Source organism: Rhodococcus sp. 105337, from assembly GCF_012844225.1.
Lineage (GTDB): Bacteria > Actinomycetota > Actinomycetes > Mycobacteriales > Mycobacteriaceae > Rhodococcus.
Genome location: NZ_JABAGQ010000013.1, coordinates 70,835 through 88,201, shown reverse-complemented (window position 1 = coordinate 88,201; position 17,367 = coordinate 70,835). Strand labels below are relative to the sequence as shown.

Genomic DNA, 17,367 nt, shown 5'->3' with positions numbered 1-17,367 from the left:
CATTCTTCACGAAGGGATAGTGAATCTACCGGAGGAATCCTACTGCGGCGCAGTGCAATCCGGTTCGCGCAAGCACTGCCGTGCCCGTGCCTGCGATCGGTGAAAGCCCCTCTTCTTCAACCACTTCCGCGATCGCGTTGCGATTCGTCGTTCCGGACCTAATCGGTAACCCCGGTCATGAGGTGGGATCAGCCTGGGCGTAGGGGCGGTAGACGCGCTCGATCCAGTCCGGGACCGGCTTGTCGCGTGCCTCGAGTATCGCGCCGGTCGCTACGCGAGCATTGTGGCCGCATTGCGTGAACGAGGCACCGCCGTCGAGCGTGTAGTCCCATCCGAGGACCGGGAAGTAGCGGAGCTCGGACTCCACATGGTCGATCAAGCGCAACGCACAGTATCCACCGGCATCGGTGAACAATGCGGAGGTATCCGGCGCCTCGAGTGCAGGCAGATTCGGGATGATGTTCCCGCGCAGCTCGGCAGCCAGACGCGCACGCGGAATGTCCGAGGTCGCATCGACCAGATCGGGGCGTTCTTCGGCGACGTCGGGGCCGAACATGAACAGGGGTCCTGCGAGCCGGTCCCTGATCTGCGCCTGCGGGATGTTGCCGGCCAGCAACGAGGCGATCAGGTCGTAGGCCTGGCCACGGGTGCTGGTCGACCCAGCCGGAAACGTCGCATCCGTCTCGGCTTCGAGCCGTTCGAGGATCTGCACTTGACGGGCGGTGACCGGGCGCTCCCTCCAGGAAGGTCGGGCCGTTGCGATGTCACGCACCGCCCGCTTCGGCACAACCTCCGGCTCGATGCCCGAGGCGTGTAATTCGCTGCGGAGTCGAGCTTCCAGGTCGTGCAGCTCACGCCACTGCACGCGGAGGCCGGTCAGGCGCTCGCCGAGGGAGACGAGATCCGCGGCGTCAGGCCGGTCGTCACCGTCGAGACCACAGACCTGCTCGGTCGCCGAGGCGTTCTCAGCAACGCACCGCAAGCGGGTTCGGCCGGACGTTCTGCGTCCGCCACCGATCCGGGTCCCGCGCCGTCCGAGCCGTTTCCCACTTCTGCTCCGCTGTCCGGTCGGCCCACCGCTCGGCCTCCGTCGCCGGATCGCTGTCCTCGACCGGCAGGGGGAACTCTCCGCTCTGCGCCACCACTACGTCCTCCCTGACCCCCGGAACCGGCTGCCTCTCGCTGGGTGTCCTCGTCTGCCACACGACCTCCTTGCCGCACCGCGGAACATCCCTCGTCGACGGTGCCGGACCATGAGGCCGATCCTAGCGTCTTCGGCCCCGAAAAACTGTCGCTGAACTGGCATTTCAGCGAATTCATCGAAGGGGAACCTATCGGCACGGGACAGCGCGGTGAGCGGGCGCCGGACATTCCCTCGGCCCCACCTCCCCTACCGGAACGACGGCCAACCCGACCTCCGGCGGCCGAGGATTCCCAAGAAGCACCATTTTCAGTAGTGTTGAACCTGATTCTCGTGCATGGAAGCGATATTCTCTTGTGTGACCGGGATCGCTGCGAGCGCTCACCGCGCAGGACAGGAGAGGAACGGACCCAAATGAACATTGATGACATGGTGATGATCAGCATCGACGACCACGTCGTGGAGCCAGCTGACATCTTCGAAAAGTATTTCCCCAAGAGCCTGATGGACCAGGCACCGCGCCTGACCGCCCATCCGCGCAATCCCAACGTGCAGGCCTGGCTGTTCCAGGACAAGGTCGTGGGAAGCTCCGGCCTCAACGCCGTCGTCTCCTGGCCCAAGAGCGAATGGGGCATGGACCCCACCGGATACGCCGAAATGCGTCCCGGCGTCTACGACATGGACATGCGCGTGCGTGACATGGATGCCAACGGCACCCTCGCCGCAACGCTGTTCGCCACCTTCCCCGGCTTCGCCGGCACCCACCTGGCAAGCCTTCCCGACAAGAAGCTGTCCCTCGCCGCCTGTAAGGCGTTCAACGACTGGGTGGTCGGCGAGGTCCCCAACGCCCACCCGGGACGATTCATTCCGCTCGGGATCATCCCGTTCTTCGACGTCGACGAATCCGTCAAGGAGATCGCGCGACTCGCCGCCATGGGCTGCCGCTCGATCAGCATCCCCGAAACTCCCTACGGTGTCGGCGAAGGTTACCCGGACTTCAAGTCCGGCTACTGGGACCCGATCTTCAAGGCCTGCGTCGACCACAACATCGTGCTCAGCCTGCACATCGGTGGCGGCTTCAGCCTGGTCAAGCGGCCCGAAGGCTTCAACATCGACGACATGATGGTGCTGACGCCGCTCATCTCCACGATCGCCGCGAACGACGTCATGCTCAGCGGGGTCTTCCGGAAGTTCCCGGACCTCAAATTCGCCATGAGCGAGGGCGGCGTGGGCTGGGTGGCTCCGTGGCTCGACCGTCTCGAGCGGCACATCGTCAACCAGTCGTGGACGGGAGTGAGCTTCCTGCCCACGGGTATGACCCCGACGGACGTGTGGCGCAAGAACTTCCTGGCGTGCTACATCACCGAGCCGAGCGGCCTGAACAACCGCAACCACTTGGGCATCGACACCATCGCGTGGGAGTGCGACTACCCGCACTCGGATTCGACGTGGCCGAACTCCCCCGAGATGCTCATGGAGGAACTGGTCGCCTCCGAGTGCACCGACGAGGAGATCGACAAGATCACCTTCGGTAACGCCGCGCGGTTCTTCGATTGGGACCCGTTCGCCCACATCCCTCGTGAGCAGGCGACGGTCGGTGCTCTGCGCGCCCGGGCCACGGACGTCGACATCAGCGAGACGTCCAAGAGCGAGTACCGCCGGCGTTACGAACTCGCGAACTCGTAGACGTCCGTACCGGACCAGGAAACACGGCGCCGTCTCCTCTCGGCATCCGTTGCAGCACCGGCCATCCCATCGGATGGCCGGTGTTGCGCGCCTTACCGGGGTTCTTGGCGCCACAGCAGCGCGTGCACGCACTCCACCGCCTCGGCCGGAGATTCGACGTCGAGCACGCCACCAGCGGGCATCTTCCATCCGCCGACGGAGAAGACAGGCACACCCGTTCGCACCGCGAGCGCGATTTCACTCATCGTCCCCCAACTGCCGCCGACGACCACGAGAGCGTCACAACTGCGGACGAGAAGCGCGTTACGCATCTCGCCCAGTCCGGTGGGGATCGCCACCGTCAGATACGGATTGCCGTCGGCACGATCGTCACCGGGGAGGAATCCGACGGTGGTGCCGCCCGCCTCGATCGCTCCCCGGGACGCCGCGGCCATGACCCCGCCCAATCCCCCGGTCACCACGATCGCGCGGCGCCCCGCGAGCAGACCGCCCAGCGTGCGGGCGATCCGTCGCTGCTCGGGCGTGGCCTCACCCGGTCCGACCACCCCGACGTATCGCTGAGCGTGCATGGTCGGCATTCTGCACCACCACACGCCCCTCGGTGAGGGATCTGCGGCAGTGGGACAATGGCGCGATGGTCCGACGCCGTCAGAATTCTGTGCATTCCGCCGACACCGCGTGCCCGTGCGGGCGCGGTATCCCCCTGGGCGAATGCTGCGGAGTATTTCTCGCCGGGCGCAGCGCACCGACCGCCGAACAACTGATGCGGTCGCGGTACACCGCGTTCGTCCTCGGCGATGTCGACTATCTCCGTCGCACCTGGCACCCGTCCACCCGGCCCGCACGCCTCGACCTGGATCCCGAACAACACTGGACCGGTCTGGAAATCCTGCACACTACCGGCGGGGGTTTCCTCCACGCGGAAGGCACCGTCGAGTTCCGCGCCCACTGGACGCACGTAGGAGTGTCCGACTCGATGCACGAGCACAGCCGGTTCGTGCGGGAGAACGGCGACTGGCTCTACCTCGACGCCGACGGTGGCCGGTAGATCCGGTCAGCGGAGAAGTGTCGCGCGGAGCGTCGACGCGAGCCACGAGCGGTAATGCGCGATGTCCCACCCACAGTCACGGCGTAACAGCGAGTGCACCTGCGGCGAGATGAGTGTGTACAGCACGTCGGCGGCGTGCTCGGCGGTGATGTCGGGACGCAGCCAGCCGCCCTCGTACAGGCCTTCCGCGATGGTGCGCGCGTTGTCGGCGGTCGCACGTGCGTCTTCTTCCGCGAACCGGCGCATATCGGGGTCGGCGCCCGACGACTCGACGGAAGTCATGAGGAGCCCGCCGGCACGTTCGAGCATCTCGGCGCCGTAGTCGACGACCCGCTCGACGATCAGGTCGGCCTCGGTCATCGGGCGGTCACCGGGTCGCCGCACGGTGGGACGCCCCTGAGTTGCCGACGTGTCACCGGGGCCTGCGACGGCTTCGTCGAGGGCTTCGCGAAACAGATCTGCCTTTCCACCGGGGTAGGCGGTGAAGACGGTCCGCACCGCGACACCTGCCTCTTCGGCGATGTGCCGCACCGTAGTGCTCACGTATCCGTCGCGAACGAAGAGGCGCGCCGCTGCCCCACGGATCGCGGCCCTGGTCCGGCGCGCCGCTTCTTCTCTGAGCGGCGAGCTGTAGGTTCTTCGGACGGGCTCGGACATCACGATCACCCTAGCAGCACCGCGTGCAGCGCCGACGCGCCGAAATCGGTCCCGGCGTAGGTGACACGCTGCACCGCAGGCGAACACACGGCATGCTGGTGTGGTGCATACCTTCGAGGTCTGGGCCCCGATCCCATCATCAGTGCAGTTGTACGCCCACGAGGCTCTTCATCCCATGGAGCGTGACAGGCGAGGGTGGTGGCGTGCCGAAGTCGACGTCCCCCCCGACGCCCGATACGGCTTCGTCCTCGACGGCGACACCGACACGGTGCTCCCGGACCCCCGCTCTCCGAGGCAACCCGACGGGGTGCACGGACTGTCACAACTCCATGCCGTCGACCCCGGCGGGTGGTCCGACCGGTTGTGGACCGGCCGGCAACTCCCGGGCAGCGTCCTCTACGAACTTCACATCGGCACGTTCACCGAGGAGGGCACGCTCGACGCGGCGATCGGCCGGCTCGACGAACTCGCCGATCTCGGTGTCGGCTTCGTCGAACTCATGCCGCTCAACGCCTTCAACGGCCCCCACGGATGGGGCTACGACGGTGTGTTGTGGTACGCGGTGCACGAGCCCTACGGCGGCCCGGCCGCACTGCAACGTTTCGTCGACGCTGCGCACGCGCGAGGTATCGCGGTGGCGCTGGACGTGGTCTACAACCATCTCGGCCCGTCGGGTAACTATCTCGGCAGGTTCGGCCCGTATGTGGCGCCCGCCCCGGGCATCTGGGGCGACAGCATCAATCTGGACGGCACGGACTCCGGCGAGGTCCGCCGGTACATCCTCGACAACGCGCTCCGCTGGTTCCGGGACTTCCACATCGACGCGCTCCGGCTCGACGCGGTTCACGCCCTCCTCGACCACACCGCGACCCACCTTCTCGAGGAACTGGCAGTCGAAACATTCCGTCTCTCCACGCATCTCGGACGCCCCCTGAGCCTCATCGCGGAGAGCGACCTCAACGATCCCCGCATGATCACCCCGCGCTCCGGTGGCGGGTACGGGTTGCAGGCACAGTGGGCCGACGACATCCACCATGCGATCCACACCGCCGTGTCGGGGGAACGTCAGGGCTACTACGGCGATTTCGGGTCTCTCGAATGCCTGGCGCAGACACTGGGACACGGGTTCTTCCATGCCGGAACGTATTCGACGTTCCGCGGGCGGATACACGGTCGTCCCCTCGATATCCGCCGCACGCCCGCGAGTTCACTGGTCGCCTACACGTGCACCCACGACCAGATCGGCAACCGGGCGCTCGGCGACCGGCCCGGTGCCTATCTCGACGCCGGGCAGCTTGCCGTTCGGGCTGCTCTCGTCCTCACCTCGCCGTATACGCCGATGCTGTTCATGGGCGAAGAATGGGGTGCCGGTACACCGTTCCGCTACTTCACCTCGCATCCCGAACCGGAACTCGCCGCGGCGGTCGTGGAGGGCCGGCGCCGGGAGTTCGGTGAACACGGGTGGAACACCGAGGACGTTCCCAATCCGCAGGATCCGGCCACCTTCGAGGTCTCGAAACTGAACTGGGACGAGCGCACCGCACCCGAGCACGCACGACTGCTGGACTGTTACCGGGAGCTGATCGCGCTGCGCCGCGCGCGGGCCGAAGTCAGCGATCCGTGGCTCGAGCATCTCCACGTCACCTACGACGAAGAGGAACGCTGGATCACCTTGTACCGTGGGGCATTACGAGTGGTGTGCAATCTGGGACCGGATCCGGTGACGGTACCGGTCGGAGGGCGCCCCATCCTGTGGTGGGACGAACCGACCGTCAATCGCACCGAATCCGCAGTGCTCGTGCCGGGACATTCCTTCGTGATTCTCGAATCCCGTACCGGCGCGACCCGATCGGAACCGCTCGTCTGACGAGAAATCTCCGTCGGCGGGGACGCCGGCCTACGTCAGATAACGGTAGGCCGGCGACCCGGGCTCGAGCCGCTGCGCCTCGACAGGCGACGCGTCCATCCGATGAAGCAGCGACGAAAGATTCTCTGCCGCACCGAGTTCGATGCCGACCAGCGCCGCACCCGTCTCGCGGTTGTTGCGCTTGACGTACTCGAAAAGGGTGATGTCGTCGTCGGGGCCGAGCACCTCGTCGAGGAACCTGCGCAACGATCCGGGCTCCTGCGGGAAATCCACCAGGAAGTAGTGCTTGAGACCACGGTGCACGAGCGACCTCTCGATGATCTCGCCGTAGCGCGAGACGTCGTTGTTGCCACCGGACACCAGGCACACGACATTGGCTCCCGGCTGCACCGCGAGTGACTCGAGCGCGGTCACTGCCAGCGCGCCGGCAGGCTCCGCGATGACGCCTTCGTTCTGGTACAGCTCGAGCATGGCGGTGCAGATTGCTCCCTCGTCGACCTGTGCCAACCCGAACGGCCCGCTGCCGAGACCCTCCCGGCGCAGCGCGGCCACGAGCGGAAGGTTCGAGTGGGTGACGACCTCCGCGCCGAGACGGGAGACCACGGCGTACGGAAGATCACCGATCCGTTTGACCGCGGCGCCGTCCACGAACGGTTCGACCTCCGGCAACGTCACCGGACCACCCGCGACCAGCGCAGCGGTCATCGACGCCGCACCGGCAGGCTCGACACCGACGATGGATGTGTGCGGCGATCGTTCGCGCAGGTACGCCGCGAGTCCGGCGATGAGTCCGCCTCCGCCGACCGGCACGATCAGCACGTCGAGGTCTCCGTGCAACTGTTCCAGGATCTCCCGGGCGATGGTGCCCTGGCCGGCGGCGGTACGCGCGTCGTCGAACGGCGGGATCATCGTGGCGCCGGTCCGCGCGACGTCTGCGGCGGCCGCGGCGGCCGCCGCGTCGAAGGTGTCGCCGACACCGATGAGCTCGACGAAATCACCACCGTGCGCGCGGATACGGTCGCGCTTCTGCTTCGGGGTGCGCGTCGGAACGTAGATACGGCCGGTGATTCCCATCGCGCGGCAGGCGTATGCCACACCCTGCGCATGGTTGCCGGCGCTCGCGGTGACCACCCCGGCCGCACGCTCGCTGGCGTCGAGTTGAGCCATTGCGTTGTAGGCGCCGCGCAACTTGAACGACCGCACCCGCGTGAGGTCCTCGCGTTTGAGGTAGACGTGGGCGCCGGTCAGCGCGGACAGCCGGGGGTTCGGTTCGAGGGGGGTCGGGGCGACGACCGCGGAAATTCGCTCGGCAGCCGCATCGATGTCAGCCGCGCTGGGCACGGTCGTCTCGTGTGTCGGTTCTGCTGTTCGCGCGGTGGAGGTCACCGGTCAATGCTGCCACTACCTGTGGTTGCGCGACAACGCGGGACCCCCACCCGCGCCTCTCGGACGCCACGGGACGCCCCGGTCAGGAGCCGAACTGCGACGGCCTCGGCACGTTGCGAAGGTTCGACTTCGCCATCTGCACGGCTTCGCCCACTCCCCCGTTCATGACGACTTTCGACATGGCCAGGGCGAAGCCCTTGACCTGTTCTCCGGTGATCGTCGGCGGGAGCGACAACGCTCGTGGGTCGGTGACCACATCGATCAGCGCCGGTCCCGGCTGGGCGAACGCATCCCGCAGCGCGTGCTCCACGTCGCCCGGATCTTCCACGCGGCGGGTGAAGAACCCCAGCGCGTCGGCCACCTTCGCATAGTCCACCGCCGGGACGTCGACCCCGAAGTCCGCGAGACCGTCGACCAGCATTTCGAGTTTGACCATCCCGAGGGTCGAATTGTCGAACAAGACGATCTTGATGGGAAGCCGGTGCATCGCCACCGTGATCAGTTCCCCGAGCAGCATCGCCAGTCCGCCGTCGCCGCTCACGGACACGACCTGCCGTCCGGGTGCGGCGATCTGTGCGCCGATCGCGTGCGGCAATGCGTTGGCCATCGAACCGTGCAGGGCCGACGCCAGAAATCGCCGTCGGCCGTTCGGGTTCAGGTACCGGGCGGACCACACGTTGCACATCCCGGTGTCCGCTGTGAACACCGCGTCGTCCGCTGCGACGTCGTCGAGGATCGAGGCCGCATACTCGGGATGGATGGGCTTTCGCTGGCCCACCGGTGTCGTGTACGCCCCGACGACCTTCTCCATCAGGTCGCGATGCCGCTGGAGGGTGTGTTCCAGAAATCCCCGGTCGGTCTTGCGCTGGAGCAGGGGTTGCAGGGCACGCAAGGTTGCGGCCGCGTCCCCGTGCACCGCGAGCGAAAGCTCGGTGCGGCGGCCCAGCCTCGCGGCATCGACGTCGATCTGGGCGGTCCGGACATCGGGAAGGAACTGGTCGTACGGGAAATCGGTGCCGATGAGCAGCAGCAGATCCGCACCGTGCAAACCGTCGTGTGCGGCGCCGTATCCGAGCAGGCCGGTCATTCCCACGTCGAACGGGTTCTCGTACTGAATCCATTCCTTGCCGCGCAGGCTGTGCCCGATCGGCGCCGCGACCGTATCGGCGAGCGCGAGCAACTCCTCGCGCGCTCCCCGCACCCCTTCGCCGGCAAAGATCGCGATCTTGTCCGCTGCGTTGACGGCCTCGGCGAGCGCATGGACGTCGGCGGGATCGGGAACGAGCGTGGGTGCGCCCGTGCGGACGAGGCGCGGTGCCGTACCAGCCGCAGGCAGCGCGGCGATGTCGCCGGGCAGGATCGCCACCGCCACACCCGGGGCTGCCAGGGCATGCGCCATCGCGCTGTGCACGACGCGCGGCGCTTGCGCGGCCGCGCCGATCAATTCGGTGTAGGCCGAGCATTCGACGAACAACCGGTCAGGGTGGGTCTCCTGGAAATAGGCCGTTCCGATCTGCGTCGACGGGATGTGGGACGCGATCGCCAGGACAGGGGCGCCCGACCGGTGGGCGTCGTACAGCCCGTTGATCAGGTGGAGGTTTCCCGGACCGCAGGAACCTGCGCACACAGCCAGTTCACCGGTGATCTGCGCGTCGGCCGACGCCGCGAACGCGGCCGCCTCCTCGTGGCGCACGTGGATCCAGTCGATGCCACCCCGGGCGGCGCCGCCGGTGCGGCGCACCGCATCGACGACCGGATTGAGGCTGTCGCCCACAATGCCGTAGATCCGGCGGACGCCGGCATCGACGAGCTGAGCCACAAGCTGGTCCGCGACGGTGCGCCCGGCCATCGTGCTAGGTCCGCTCGAGGACGAAAACGGGGATGGCACGCTCCGTCTTGGTCTGATAGTCGGCGTAGTCGGGGTACGCCTCGACCGCCCGCTCCCACCACAGCGCCTTCTCGTCACCGTGCACTTCGCGAGCGATCATGTCGTAGACCTCGGTGCCGTCGCGCAATTCGACGTGCGGATCTGCGACGACGTTGTAGTACCACACCGGATTCTTGGGAGCGCCCCCGAGCGAGGCGACGACGGCATACGTGCCGTCGTGTTCGACCCGCATCAACGGGGTCTTGCGCAGCTTGCCGGTCTTGGCACCGCGAGTTGTCAGGATCACCACGGGCCTGCCGCCGAGGGTGGTGCCCTCGGTGCCGCCCGACGACTCGTAGGTCGCGACCTGATCGGCCGCCCAGGACGAGGGGCTGGGTTCATATTCTCCGGTAAGGGGCATGCACCCAGTGAACACGTTCCCGTGATCCGCCACACGTCCGTCCGAAAGTTCGTTGACCCGAATTCTCGGATGCGACTACCCTGACAGAAGGCTTTCCCGACCCGCAGGAGGTGCGATGACGACACTCGAGTCGCCGACCCGTGACGCTGCGCGCGACAGCCACATCGACATCGCCGGTTCCGCATGGCCGATGTACAAACTCGAGGCCCTCGCAGTCGGGTTCCTGGTACTCGTGGCGCTGCTCGTCCTCACCGGCACCGCACAGACCGCGGTGCTCACTGCCGCAGCAGCCACCACGCTCGTGTGGTGGGTCCGCCGGGCGTATTACCGGCGGTCGTAACCGCCCGGACGGGACGGCCCCGAGGCGTGAACGGTGACTGGTTGATGCGGGCAGCGTGACCTGGTACTGCGGCAACTCGAGGACGACGCCTACCTCTCCGGTCTGGTTGATGCGGCCGGAACGCACTGTGCCGATACCGAGTCAAGGACGGCTGGACCATGGCAACACTCGAGGGCATCGAGTACCGCGTGAGTATCGATGGTCTGTCCCCTCCGTGATGGCGTGCCGCTGATCGTGGGTGAACAGATGCGACCGGCCGAGCCGATCCGTGCTCGAAAGAGTTCGTGACCTCGCACAGGTAGTGGTGTCTGCAAGTTCGCGGATTGCGGCAGCGAGTGGTTTCCATGCGTGCGCAGGCAGCTCGTGCCCGGCTTCCGGGAGGATGAGCATGCGTGAGCCGGGGATCCTGGCTGTGATGGCATGCGCGGCTTCGGGTTTGATCAGAGGATCGTCCTCGCCGTGCACCACCAGTGTGGGCTGCGTGATCGCGGTGATCGGTGGCCCGCTCCACCGAGCGCCGACTTGCCGGCTCTGTGCCTGTTGGTCGTGCATCCCAGGGTCGGGATTACTTTCCAATCGTGCGCGCATTTCGGCTTCGTCGAACTCGCGGCGAGGGGACGTCACCAGTCGTGCTACCGCGAGGCCGGCCTCGATCCCGCCCTCTCGGGTATCGGGAAACCTGAGGCGCGCAAACTTCGAAAGCGTGCGCAAACGGATGTAGCGGAATGTGCGCAACCCGGCGACATCGCCCGGGACGGCCGCGACCGACGTGAGGGAACGCACTCGGTCGGGATGCCGAAGGGCGACGCGTTGCGCGAGGGCACCACCGAGCGAGACTCCGAGCACATGCGCCGAGCTCCAGTCGAGCTCGTCGATCACCGCAATTGCGTCGTCCGCCATGTCTTCGGCGGTGTAGGTCTCCCCGCGTTTGGCCAGCAGCGCGGCGATCGGGTTTCGTACGGCCGTCGGCGGCAGATGTGTCGACTCGCCGCCGTCACGCTGGTCGTACCGCACGACAGCGAAACCGTGGTCGGCCAGTTGCTCACAGAACCCGTCGGGAACCGCATGCCGATCGACACCCAGCCCCGTCGCGATCAGTAGCGGTTCTCCGCCGAGTTCCGGCCGGAATTGATCGAACGCGAGACGTACCGATCCGTTCTGTGCCCATCGCCGCGGTCCCCATTGATTGTCGAGTGCCATCCTGAACCTCCATTTATTGCGTTCACCGAACGCAGTTTTAGTATAGGTCAAGACAGGCAGCAACGAGTGGAGAGTGGCGTCGAGTGACACAGTCCGGAATGAAGCAACCGCACACGACAGTGTGGGAACGCTCGTACGGCACACGCGGTCCGGCGCCGGCGCACAGCCGCGACGATGTCGCTACCGCGGCGATGGAACTTGCAAACGAGGGGGGATTGCCGGCCGTCTCCACTCGCCGGATCGCGCAGAAACTCGGAGTGAGTCAGTCGGCTCTGTACCGCTACGTGGCGGGGCACGACGAAGTATTCGACCTCATGGTGGATGCCGCTGCCGGGGAGATCGACCTCGATGTGGCGCTGCGCGGCGAGGCGATCGACGACCTCACCGCCCTCGCGGCTCGCGCGAAGGGCGTTCACGTGAAATACCCGTGGCTGCTTGATATTCCGGTCGAGTCGATGCGCGTCGGCCCTCGCGGAATCGACTTTCTCGAGTATGCGCTCCGGGCCATGGCGGCGGTCGACGCGACGGGGGCGGTGAAGCTTCAGGTGGTGGCCGTTCTGAACACCCTTGTCCAGCAGTTCGCTCGTGCCGAGGTCGGTGGTGGAACGGCAAGTCGGGAGCGTCGATCCTCTCAGGTGATGTACTTGCACAAAACGGCCGCGGTTGGCAATCATCCGTATCTTGCAGCTGCGCTCCATATTTCGGATCCCGGCGCCGACCAGCCCGGTGACATGTTCGAGCCTGTGGTGCGCCGAGTCCTCGGCGGCATGCTGATGCCGGAGTGACTGCGACGTGGTGGTGTGGCCTCTAATAGAGGCAGGCCGCGTCGGAGCAGTTGCCCGTCGCAGGTGAATGCGTGCCGGCAGCAGAACGCAGGGGGTTGTTACTCGATCGCGTCAGCCTGTACACGGGTGATCTGGCTGTTGAGGAAGCGCTGTTCGGGAATGTTTGTGCACAGCCTGCTCGCGGTCCTGAACGCCTCCAGCGCATCTTCCCGGCGACCGCAGGCTTCAAGGAGGGGAGCCCGTACTGCGTGCAGGCGGTGACTTCCGCTCATACGCGGATCGTCGAGGAGCGGTTCCACCATGCTCAACGCGCTCACCGGCCCCTGTGTTTCGCTGACGGCCACCGCGTAGTTCAAGGTGACGGCCGGCGACGGGGCGACATGGGCGAGCATGGCGTACAGCTCTGCGATCTGCTCCCAATCGGTGTCCTCCCAGCCGGGAGCCTCCGCGTGCACCGCCGAGATCGCGGCCTGTAGCTGGTAGGCGCCCACCGGACCGGTGGGCAGTGCATGTTCGATGAGGTCGATCCCCTCGGCTATCACTTCCCGATCCCACAGGGAGCGGTCTTGATCCCTGAGTGGTATCAGGTCGCCGCGTACCGTGATGCGCGCAGGCCGACGCGCTTCGCTGAGCAGCATCAGTGCGAGCAGCCCCGCCGTCTCCGGCTCATCGCGGAACCCCTTGTACAGGAGGCGCGCCAAGCGGATCGCCTCGGTCGTGACCGCAGCGTCGAGCAGTTGTTTCCCGTCAGCGCGGCTGTGTCCGGCGGTGTACATCAGGTACAGCGCGTGCATCAGAGCTGGAAGTCGCTCTTTCGGCGATGCGGGTGGCGGGAATCGTCTGCGGTGCAGATCGATGGCCGCCTTGGCTCGACTGATTCGCTGACCGGCGGTGGAGGACGGAATAATGTGTACGGCGGCGATCTGCTTGGTGGTGAGCCCGAGCACCGTCCTCAAGGCGAGCGTCACCTGTGACTCCGGCGTCAGCGCTGGATGGCAGCACAGGGTCAGGACTTCCAGGGAAGCATCCTGGTTCTCGACCATCGATTCAGCCTCGACCGCGTGATAGGGCTGGTCCGACGTAAAGACGTGTCGTTCGCGATCTCGTCGCGCAGCGTCCTGGCGTCGGGCATCGATGAGGCGTCGCGATGCCACGCGCAGCAGCCAGCCTCGGGGTTTCTCCGGCACGCCTCTCGCGGGCCACTGACGGGATGCCTCGATCAGGGCCTCCTGCACGGCGTCCTCGCAGGCGGCGAAGTCGCCATACCTCCTGACGAGCGCAGCGAGGATGTGTGGCGTCTCGCGCCGCCACACATCCTCGCCGACCGTGGCAGTCATTCGCTGCTATCGCCTCCGGGCCACATGACGGGCCGCAGTTCGACGGTCTCACCCGGCCCGGCGAACCTTGCGACAATCTCCTCGGCGCGACTCGGTGAGTCGACGTCGATCATGAAAAAGCCGGCCAGGTGCTCCTTGCTCTCCGCGTAAGGTCCGTCGCTGGAGGTGGGTTCCCCGGCCTGCCAACGGTACAGCTTCGATGCGGCTGGATCTCCGAGCGCTTCGCCGCCGAGCAACTCGCCACTCTCCTGCATCTGACCGAGCAGGGACTCGAAGTCGGCGTTCATCCTCTCGCGCTGTGCCTGCGGCAGCGCCTGGTGCTCTGCCAGGTAGTCACCGGTCGGGTGGCCCCAGGGCTGGGGATTCGAGTGGATAAGGATCACGTACTTCATCGGTCTGCCTTCCGTCGAGAGCCGCCTCCCGGCCCTTCTAGTGTGACATCGGAGCCGGTCGATCATCTTCGACACGATCCGAAAATCGAGTCGCATCAGACGGTCTCTGCAGATGAGTGCACTTGTCAGCAGACCCCAGGGCGAACCCATGACGGGCAACCGTCCGCTGCTTCGCGCGCTGTCGAGGCAGGTGGAGCGAGTTCCCCACAATGCTCGTCGGACTGTCGGAGAGCGAGCTCCGCCAATCCGCCGTGCAGTCGGGGTGGTCTCCACTCGGCATGAGCGTCCATGTACGAGAGGGAGTGCGCTTCTTTCTGGACGAGATCATGCTCGGCAACTCTCCCAACTACTCCGTACCTGGCGACTTCGAAGTCGATCCCGGCCTCAACGGCACTGAGGTGCTGGCGGTTCGAGCGCGTCACCACATCCGCGCTCAAGGGGTGTTGTGCATCTCCTCGGGGAGACCAGCTGTCATCTCGGACACCTCAACATTGCCCGCGAAGTCATCGATGGGGCAACTTGGGATTTGGAGATAGGAACCGATGACCTCGACACAAGTGCCGTCGACGAGATGGCGTTGGTGTCGGCTCGCGTGACAGGCCACCGCGAGAGCAACCCATAGCGACTCCTTGCTGGTCACGCCGCTTCAGGACTGGCAGCCGGTGGCACCCAACCCTTGGCGTAGGTGTCGACGTATTCCTGTCCTGTTCGGGACCGGATCGCGGCCATCACGGCGTCAGTGGCTGCGCGTACGCCGTCGACGCCGGCTCTCCGATAGACGGACAGATCCAGCGGTTCGAGGGCCTCGACCACCATCCGACGACGCCACCACGGCACGCTGCGATCGGGCGTGGTTCCAGTGATCGCGACCGGAACGAGAGGTGCTCCGGTTGGTTCAACAGTCGACGACCACGCCGGACCCGGCAGAGGTGGCCGCCGCCCTGTGGGTGGGCATCCACGGAATCGCAGTCCTGTCATCGACAGGGTCACTCGAGCTAGCCACGTCTGGGGTGAGTACCAACGAACCGATCGACCGCGTCGTGCACAACAACCTCCGCTGATCCGGCAATGCATCTGGCGTCTAAACGCAGCGTCGGAGCCAGCGCCTACTACCCCTGCGTCACCGCTCCGTCCCTAGGGATTTGCTGAGCGATACAAGCTAAGACAGGTATTTCCATCTATGCTTGTATCCTCAGGCAGAGGGGGTGAACCAGCATGAAAGAGACAGCACAGCTCCTCACCAACGCGGTAGAACTGCTGCGCCGAGCCGGCATCCGCATCGCGTCGGGCTCCCTGCACGAGCTGGACCTGACGCTTCCCGACGGCCGTACGCGGTCCACCATCGTGCGAGTGCGGCGGCGTCCCCCCACCCCACACACGCTCACCGCCCTTCGCAAAACTCCGATCCCGGCTCGCCACCTGCTGATCGTCACACCACACGCCACCCCGCACCTGCGCACTCTCGCCTTGGATGGCGAAGTCGACGTGATCGCCCCCGGTGAGAATCTGATCGTGCTCGGTGGCACCCGCTACCCGGTGGCACCCGAATCCGCCCCCCGGCCCGCGTCCGCCGGGCACCCGGCCCGCGGCCGCAAACCGTGGACCCGCTGGGCGATCGAACGGTTGCTCCTGTTGACCGACCAGCCGATGCCCCAACGAGAACTCGCAGCGACTTTGGACGTCACCCAGCAGGCGGTGTCGCTGGCGCTGCAACAGTGCCCTCACGTGCACCGGACCCCCGCGGGCTGGGTCGCCGACTCCCGCGAGGCACTGCTCGAGGACTATCTTGCCGACTATCCCGGCCCGGGCGGTGCGACGACGTACTGGTACGGCGCGGACCCGGTTCTCGCCCAAGCGGCCACCGCGGTGGAGTTCTGCACCGACCGGGGTGTCACCGCCCTCCTCAGTGGGGATGCGGCCGCGGACGTGTACGCACCGTGGCGTCTACCGGCCCAGGCCGTGCTCTATGTCCCGGAGTTCGTCGACGTGGCCACGGCCGGGTTCGGTCCCGCCTCCGCAGAGGCCCATACGCTGGCGGTCACCGTGCCGGCGGATCCGACACTGTGGCGCACCGCCGCCGCAGCGGGCGAACCGGCACTGCTGGCCGATCCGCTGATCGCCGTGCACGATGTGCTCCACAGTTCCGGTGCCGACGCACACGAGGCCGCCGAGCACCTGCTCGCCGCGATCAAGAAGGGTGCACTGTGATAGAGGTCGAAGTCCTTGCCGCATCGAACGCGGCCGATCGCGGGCTGCGCGCCCTCGCCGATCTCGCGGCGGCGGCCTACGGCAGCAACTATCGGGTGATCGGCGGGCACATGGTGCACCTGCTCAACCGGATCTATCCGACGACCGACTCGGTCGCTCGGGTGACCGCCGACGCGGACGCCGGCATGGACACCGTCGCGGCTGCCGACAGCGCTCTGCACGACGCGCTCGTCGAACGCGGATACCGGCTGGTGACGGGCAATCACTACGAAGCGCCCTCCGGCTCGGCGACCCCACTGTCGGTGGACCTGCTGGTCCCCGGCACCAGCGGACGACCCTTGGCGAAGATCGAGTACGACGGCCGAGGATTCCATGCGATTCCCGGCCTGAATCTCGCGCTCGCCACCGACGCGCTCGACGTGCGGGTCCGCGCACGCCTGACCACCTCCGAGACGTTGCTGTTCGAGGTGCCGGTCCCCGACGTCGAGCAGGCGGTCGTGCTCAAAGCGCTTGCCTGGCGCAGCCGCCTCGCACCGAAGGACGTCACGGATCTGTGCGCCCTGTTGGTCATCGCCCACGAGTATCGGGATCGGCTCCCCGAGTGGAAGCTCGACACTCCACACAAGGGTGCCCGTGGCGATGCGGCCAAGGCACTGTTCGCTCTGGTGTCGATGATCGACCGACGCCGCCCGGTCGACGGCCTCACGATCGCGCCGGGCCGTCTCGCCGCTCTCATCCGCACACACGTCGCCGACCCCGATGTGAACCCAAACCGACCGGGTAGCCGCAACGAGGCCGGGGTCGAGGTCGCACCCGATCGCAGCGGACGCGACGCCCTGCTGTCCGCACTGGCTGCCGCTGCGGCAGCGCATGCGCAGCAGCCGCGGTCTGCCCGAACCAGCGAGCCACGCATGGGCGGTCACTCATCTTCTGGTCTCGAATCCGCACCCGATCCTGCACGCAGAGTCGATCCAGAACCGGGCGCGTAAGCAGTCGAGAAGGGCTGCAACGCTATCCGGTTTTCGGGGTCGG

Annotated in this window: 18 protein-coding genes; 7 read left to right on the top strand and 11 right to left on the bottom strand. The window is 66.5% G+C overall.

The window, feature by feature from the left end; genetic code table 11:
- Window positions 1-175: 175 nt before the first annotated feature.
- The gene (locus tag HF886_RS18255) at window positions 176-982 is read right to left on the bottom strand and encodes a hypothetical protein (protein ID WP_169653083.1); all 807 of its coding nucleotides are present in this window, start codon (window positions 980-982) and stop codon (window positions 176-178) included.
- Window positions 966-1,142 (bottom strand): hypothetical protein, encoded by a 177-nt coding sequence (locus HF886_RS18250; RefSeq protein WP_169653051.1) that lies wholly within the window; start codon window positions 1,140-1,142, stop codon window positions 966-968. Before HF886_RS18250 ends, HF886_RS18255 begins: the two co-directional genes overlap by 17 nt.
- A 413-nt stretch (window positions 1,143-1,555) precedes the next feature.
- Here HF886_RS18250 and HF886_RS18245 point away from each other — a divergent pair, with 413 nt between their 5' ends.
- Entirely contained in the window at window positions 1,556-2,827 is a 1,272-nt protein-coding gene (locus HF886_RS18245; RefSeq protein WP_169620131.1) for an amidohydrolase family protein, read from the top strand.
- A 92-nt stretch (window positions 2,828-2,919) separates the two neighbouring features.
- Here HF886_RS18245 and HF886_RS18240 read toward each other — a convergent pair whose 3' ends face one another.
- On the bottom strand, window positions 2,920-3,405 hold the full coding sequence (locus HF886_RS18240) for a TIGR00725 family protein (RefSeq protein WP_169620132.1): 486 nt from the start codon (window positions 3,403-3,405) through the stop codon (window positions 2,920-2,922).
- Between the two features lie 56 nt (window positions 3,406-3,461).
- Between HF886_RS18240 and HF886_RS18235 the strand changes: the two genes are divergently transcribed.
- The gene (locus HF886_RS18235; protein WP_169653082.1) at window positions 3,462-3,875 is read left to right on the top strand and encodes a YchJ family protein; all 414 of its coding nucleotides are present in this window, start codon (window positions 3,462-3,464) and stop codon (window positions 3,873-3,875) included.
- A 6-nt stretch (window positions 3,876-3,881) separates the two neighbouring features.
- Here the strand turns inward: HF886_RS18235 and HF886_RS18230 are convergent, their stop codons facing one another.
- Window positions 3,882-4,532, bottom strand: a complete 651-nt coding sequence (locus tag HF886_RS18230) for a TetR/AcrR family transcriptional regulator (RefSeq protein ID WP_169653081.1) — start codon at window positions 4,530-4,532, stop codon at window positions 3,882-3,884.
- 103 nt (window positions 4,533-4,635) lie between these two features.
- On the opposite strand from HF886_RS18230, the gene treZ reads away from it, so the two are divergent.
- The gene (gene treZ / locus HF886_RS18225) at window positions 4,636-6,399 is read left to right on the top strand and encodes a malto-oligosyltrehalose trehalohydrolase (protein ID WP_169653080.1); all 1,764 of its coding nucleotides are present in this window, start codon (window positions 4,636-4,638) and stop codon (window positions 6,397-6,399) included.
- 30 nt (window positions 6,400-6,429) lie between these two features.
- Here treZ and ilvA read toward each other — a convergent pair whose 3' ends face one another.
- The 3 genes from ilvA to HF886_RS18210 all read right to left on the bottom strand — a co-directional run bounded on the left by ilvA (window position 6,430) and on the right by HF886_RS18210 (window position 10,073).
- Window positions 6,430-7,740, bottom strand: a complete 1,311-nt coding sequence (ilvA, locus tag HF886_RS18220; protein WP_296549093.1) for a threonine ammonia-lyase IlvA — start codon at window positions 7,738-7,740, stop codon at window positions 6,430-6,432.
- A gap of 127 nt (window positions 7,741-7,867) precedes the next feature.
- Window positions 7,868-9,634: a pyruvate dehydrogenase gene (locus HF886_RS18215; RefSeq protein WP_169653078.1), complete on the bottom strand. Its 1,767-nt coding sequence runs from the start codon at window positions 9,632-9,634 to the stop codon at window positions 7,868-7,870.
- Between the two features lie 4 nt (window positions 9,635-9,638).
- Window positions 9,639-10,073 carry a nitroreductase family deazaflavin-dependent oxidoreductase gene (locus HF886_RS18210; protein WP_169620138.1) on the bottom strand — a complete coding sequence of 145 codons (435 nt, stop codon included), beginning with the start codon at window positions 10,071-10,073 and terminating at the stop codon, window positions 9,639-9,641.
- A gap of 115 nt (window positions 10,074-10,188) precedes the next feature.
- On the opposite strand from HF886_RS18210, the gene HF886_RS18205 reads away from it, so the two are divergent.
- On the top strand, window positions 10,189-10,413 hold the full coding sequence (locus tag HF886_RS18205; protein ID WP_169620139.1) for a hypothetical protein: 225 nt from the start codon (window positions 10,189-10,191) through the stop codon (window positions 10,411-10,413).
- A 141-nt stretch (window positions 10,414-10,554) separates the two neighbouring features.
- Here the strand turns inward: HF886_RS18205 and HF886_RS18200 are convergent, their stop codons facing one another.
- Window positions 10,555-11,613: an alpha/beta hydrolase gene (locus HF886_RS18200; protein ID WP_169653077.1), complete on the bottom strand. Its 1,059-nt coding sequence runs from the start codon at window positions 11,611-11,613 to the stop codon at window positions 10,555-10,557.
- A gap of 284 nt (window positions 11,614-11,897) precedes the next feature.
- Between HF886_RS18200 and HF886_RS18195 the strand changes: the two genes are divergently transcribed.
- The gene (locus tag HF886_RS18195; RefSeq protein ID WP_346765406.1) at window positions 11,898-12,398 is read left to right on the top strand and encodes a TetR/AcrR family transcriptional regulator C-terminal domain-containing protein; all 501 of its coding nucleotides are present in this window, start codon (window positions 11,898-11,900) and stop codon (window positions 12,396-12,398) included.
- A gap of 98 nt (window positions 12,399-12,496) precedes the next feature.
- On the opposite strand, the gene HF886_RS18190 is transcribed toward HF886_RS18195, so the two are convergent.
- The 3 genes from HF886_RS18190 to HF886_RS18175 form a co-directional block, all read right to left on the bottom strand.
- Window positions 12,497-13,735, bottom strand: a complete 1,239-nt coding sequence (locus HF886_RS18190) for a DUF6596 domain-containing protein (protein ID WP_169653075.1) — start codon at window positions 13,733-13,735, stop codon at window positions 12,497-12,499.
- Window positions 13,732-14,127: a YciI family protein gene (locus tag HF886_RS18185; RefSeq protein ID WP_169620143.1), complete on the bottom strand. Its 396-nt coding sequence runs from the start codon at window positions 14,125-14,127 to the stop codon at window positions 13,732-13,734. The genes HF886_RS18190 and HF886_RS18185 overlap by 4 nt, the downstream gene beginning before the upstream one ends.
- Before the next feature lie 636 nt (window positions 14,128-14,763).
- Window positions 14,764-14,943 (bottom strand): hypothetical protein, encoded by a 180-nt coding sequence (locus tag HF886_RS18175; protein WP_169620145.1) that lies wholly within the window; start codon window positions 14,941-14,943, stop codon window positions 14,764-14,766.
- 399 nt (window positions 14,944-15,342) lie between these two features.
- Between HF886_RS18175 and HF886_RS18170 the strand changes: the two genes are divergently transcribed.
- Both HF886_RS18170 and HF886_RS18165 read left to right on the top strand, forming a co-directional pair.
- On the top strand, window positions 15,343-16,335 hold the full coding sequence (locus HF886_RS18170) for a hypothetical protein (protein ID WP_169620015.1): 993 nt from the start codon (window positions 15,343-15,345) through the stop codon (window positions 16,333-16,335).
- Window positions 16,332-17,324 carry a hypothetical protein gene (locus HF886_RS18165; protein WP_169653074.1) on the top strand — a complete coding sequence of 331 codons (993 nt, stop codon included), beginning with the start codon at window positions 16,332-16,334 and terminating at the stop codon, window positions 17,322-17,324. The genes HF886_RS18170 and HF886_RS18165 overlap by 4 nt, the downstream gene beginning before the upstream one ends.
- Window positions 17,325-17,367 lie beyond the last annotated feature (43 nt).

What these genes read in the sequence shown, in the direction of transcription:
- HF886_RS18245 (WP_169620131.1), top strand. Translation starts at nt 1,556, where the DNA reads ATGAACATTGATGACATGGTGATGATCAGCATCGACGACCACGTCGTG.
- HF886_RS18235 (WP_169653082.1), top strand. Translation starts at nt 3,462, where the DNA reads ATGGTCCGACGCCGTCAGAATTCTGTGCATTCCGCCGACACCGCGTGC.
- HF886_RS18170 (WP_169620015.1), top strand. Translation starts at nt 15,343, where the DNA reads ATGAAAGAGACAGCACAGCTCCTCACCAACGCGGTAGAACTGCTGCGC.
- HF886_RS18185 (WP_169620143.1), bottom strand. Translation starts at nt 14,127, where the DNA reads ATGAAGTACGTGATCCTTATCCACTCGAATCCCCAGCCCTGGGGCCAC.
- HF886_RS18190 (WP_169653075.1), bottom strand. Translation starts at nt 13,735, where the DNA reads ATGACTGCCACGGTCGGCGAGGATGTGTGGCGGCGCGAGACGCCACAC.
- HF886_RS18215 (WP_169653078.1), bottom strand. Translation starts at nt 9,634, where the DNA reads ATGGCCGGGCGCACCGTCGCGGACCAGCTTGTGGCTCAGCTCGTCGAT.
- HF886_RS18175 (WP_169620145.1), bottom strand. Translation starts at nt 14,943, where the DNA reads ATGGTGGTCGAGGCCCTCGAACCGCTGGATCTGTCCGTCTATCGGAGA.
- HF886_RS18230 (WP_169653081.1), bottom strand. Translation starts at nt 4,532, where the DNA reads ATGTCCGAGCCCGTCCGAAGAACCTACAGCTCGCCGCTCAGAGAAGAA.
- HF886_RS18240 (WP_169620132.1), bottom strand. Translation starts at nt 3,405, where the DNA reads ATGCCGACCATGCACGCTCAGCGATACGTCGGGGTGGTCGGACCGGGT.
- HF886_RS18205 (WP_169620139.1), top strand. Translation starts at nt 10,189, where the DNA reads ATGACGACACTCGAGTCGCCGACCCGTGACGCTGCGCGCGACAGCCAC.
- HF886_RS18200 (WP_169653077.1), bottom strand. Translation starts at nt 11,613, where the DNA reads ATGGCACTCGACAATCAATGGGGACCGCGGCGATGGGCACAGAACGGA.
- HF886_RS18210 (WP_169620138.1), bottom strand. Translation starts at nt 10,073, where the DNA reads ATGCCCCTTACCGGAGAATATGAACCCAGCCCCTCGTCCTGGGCGGCC.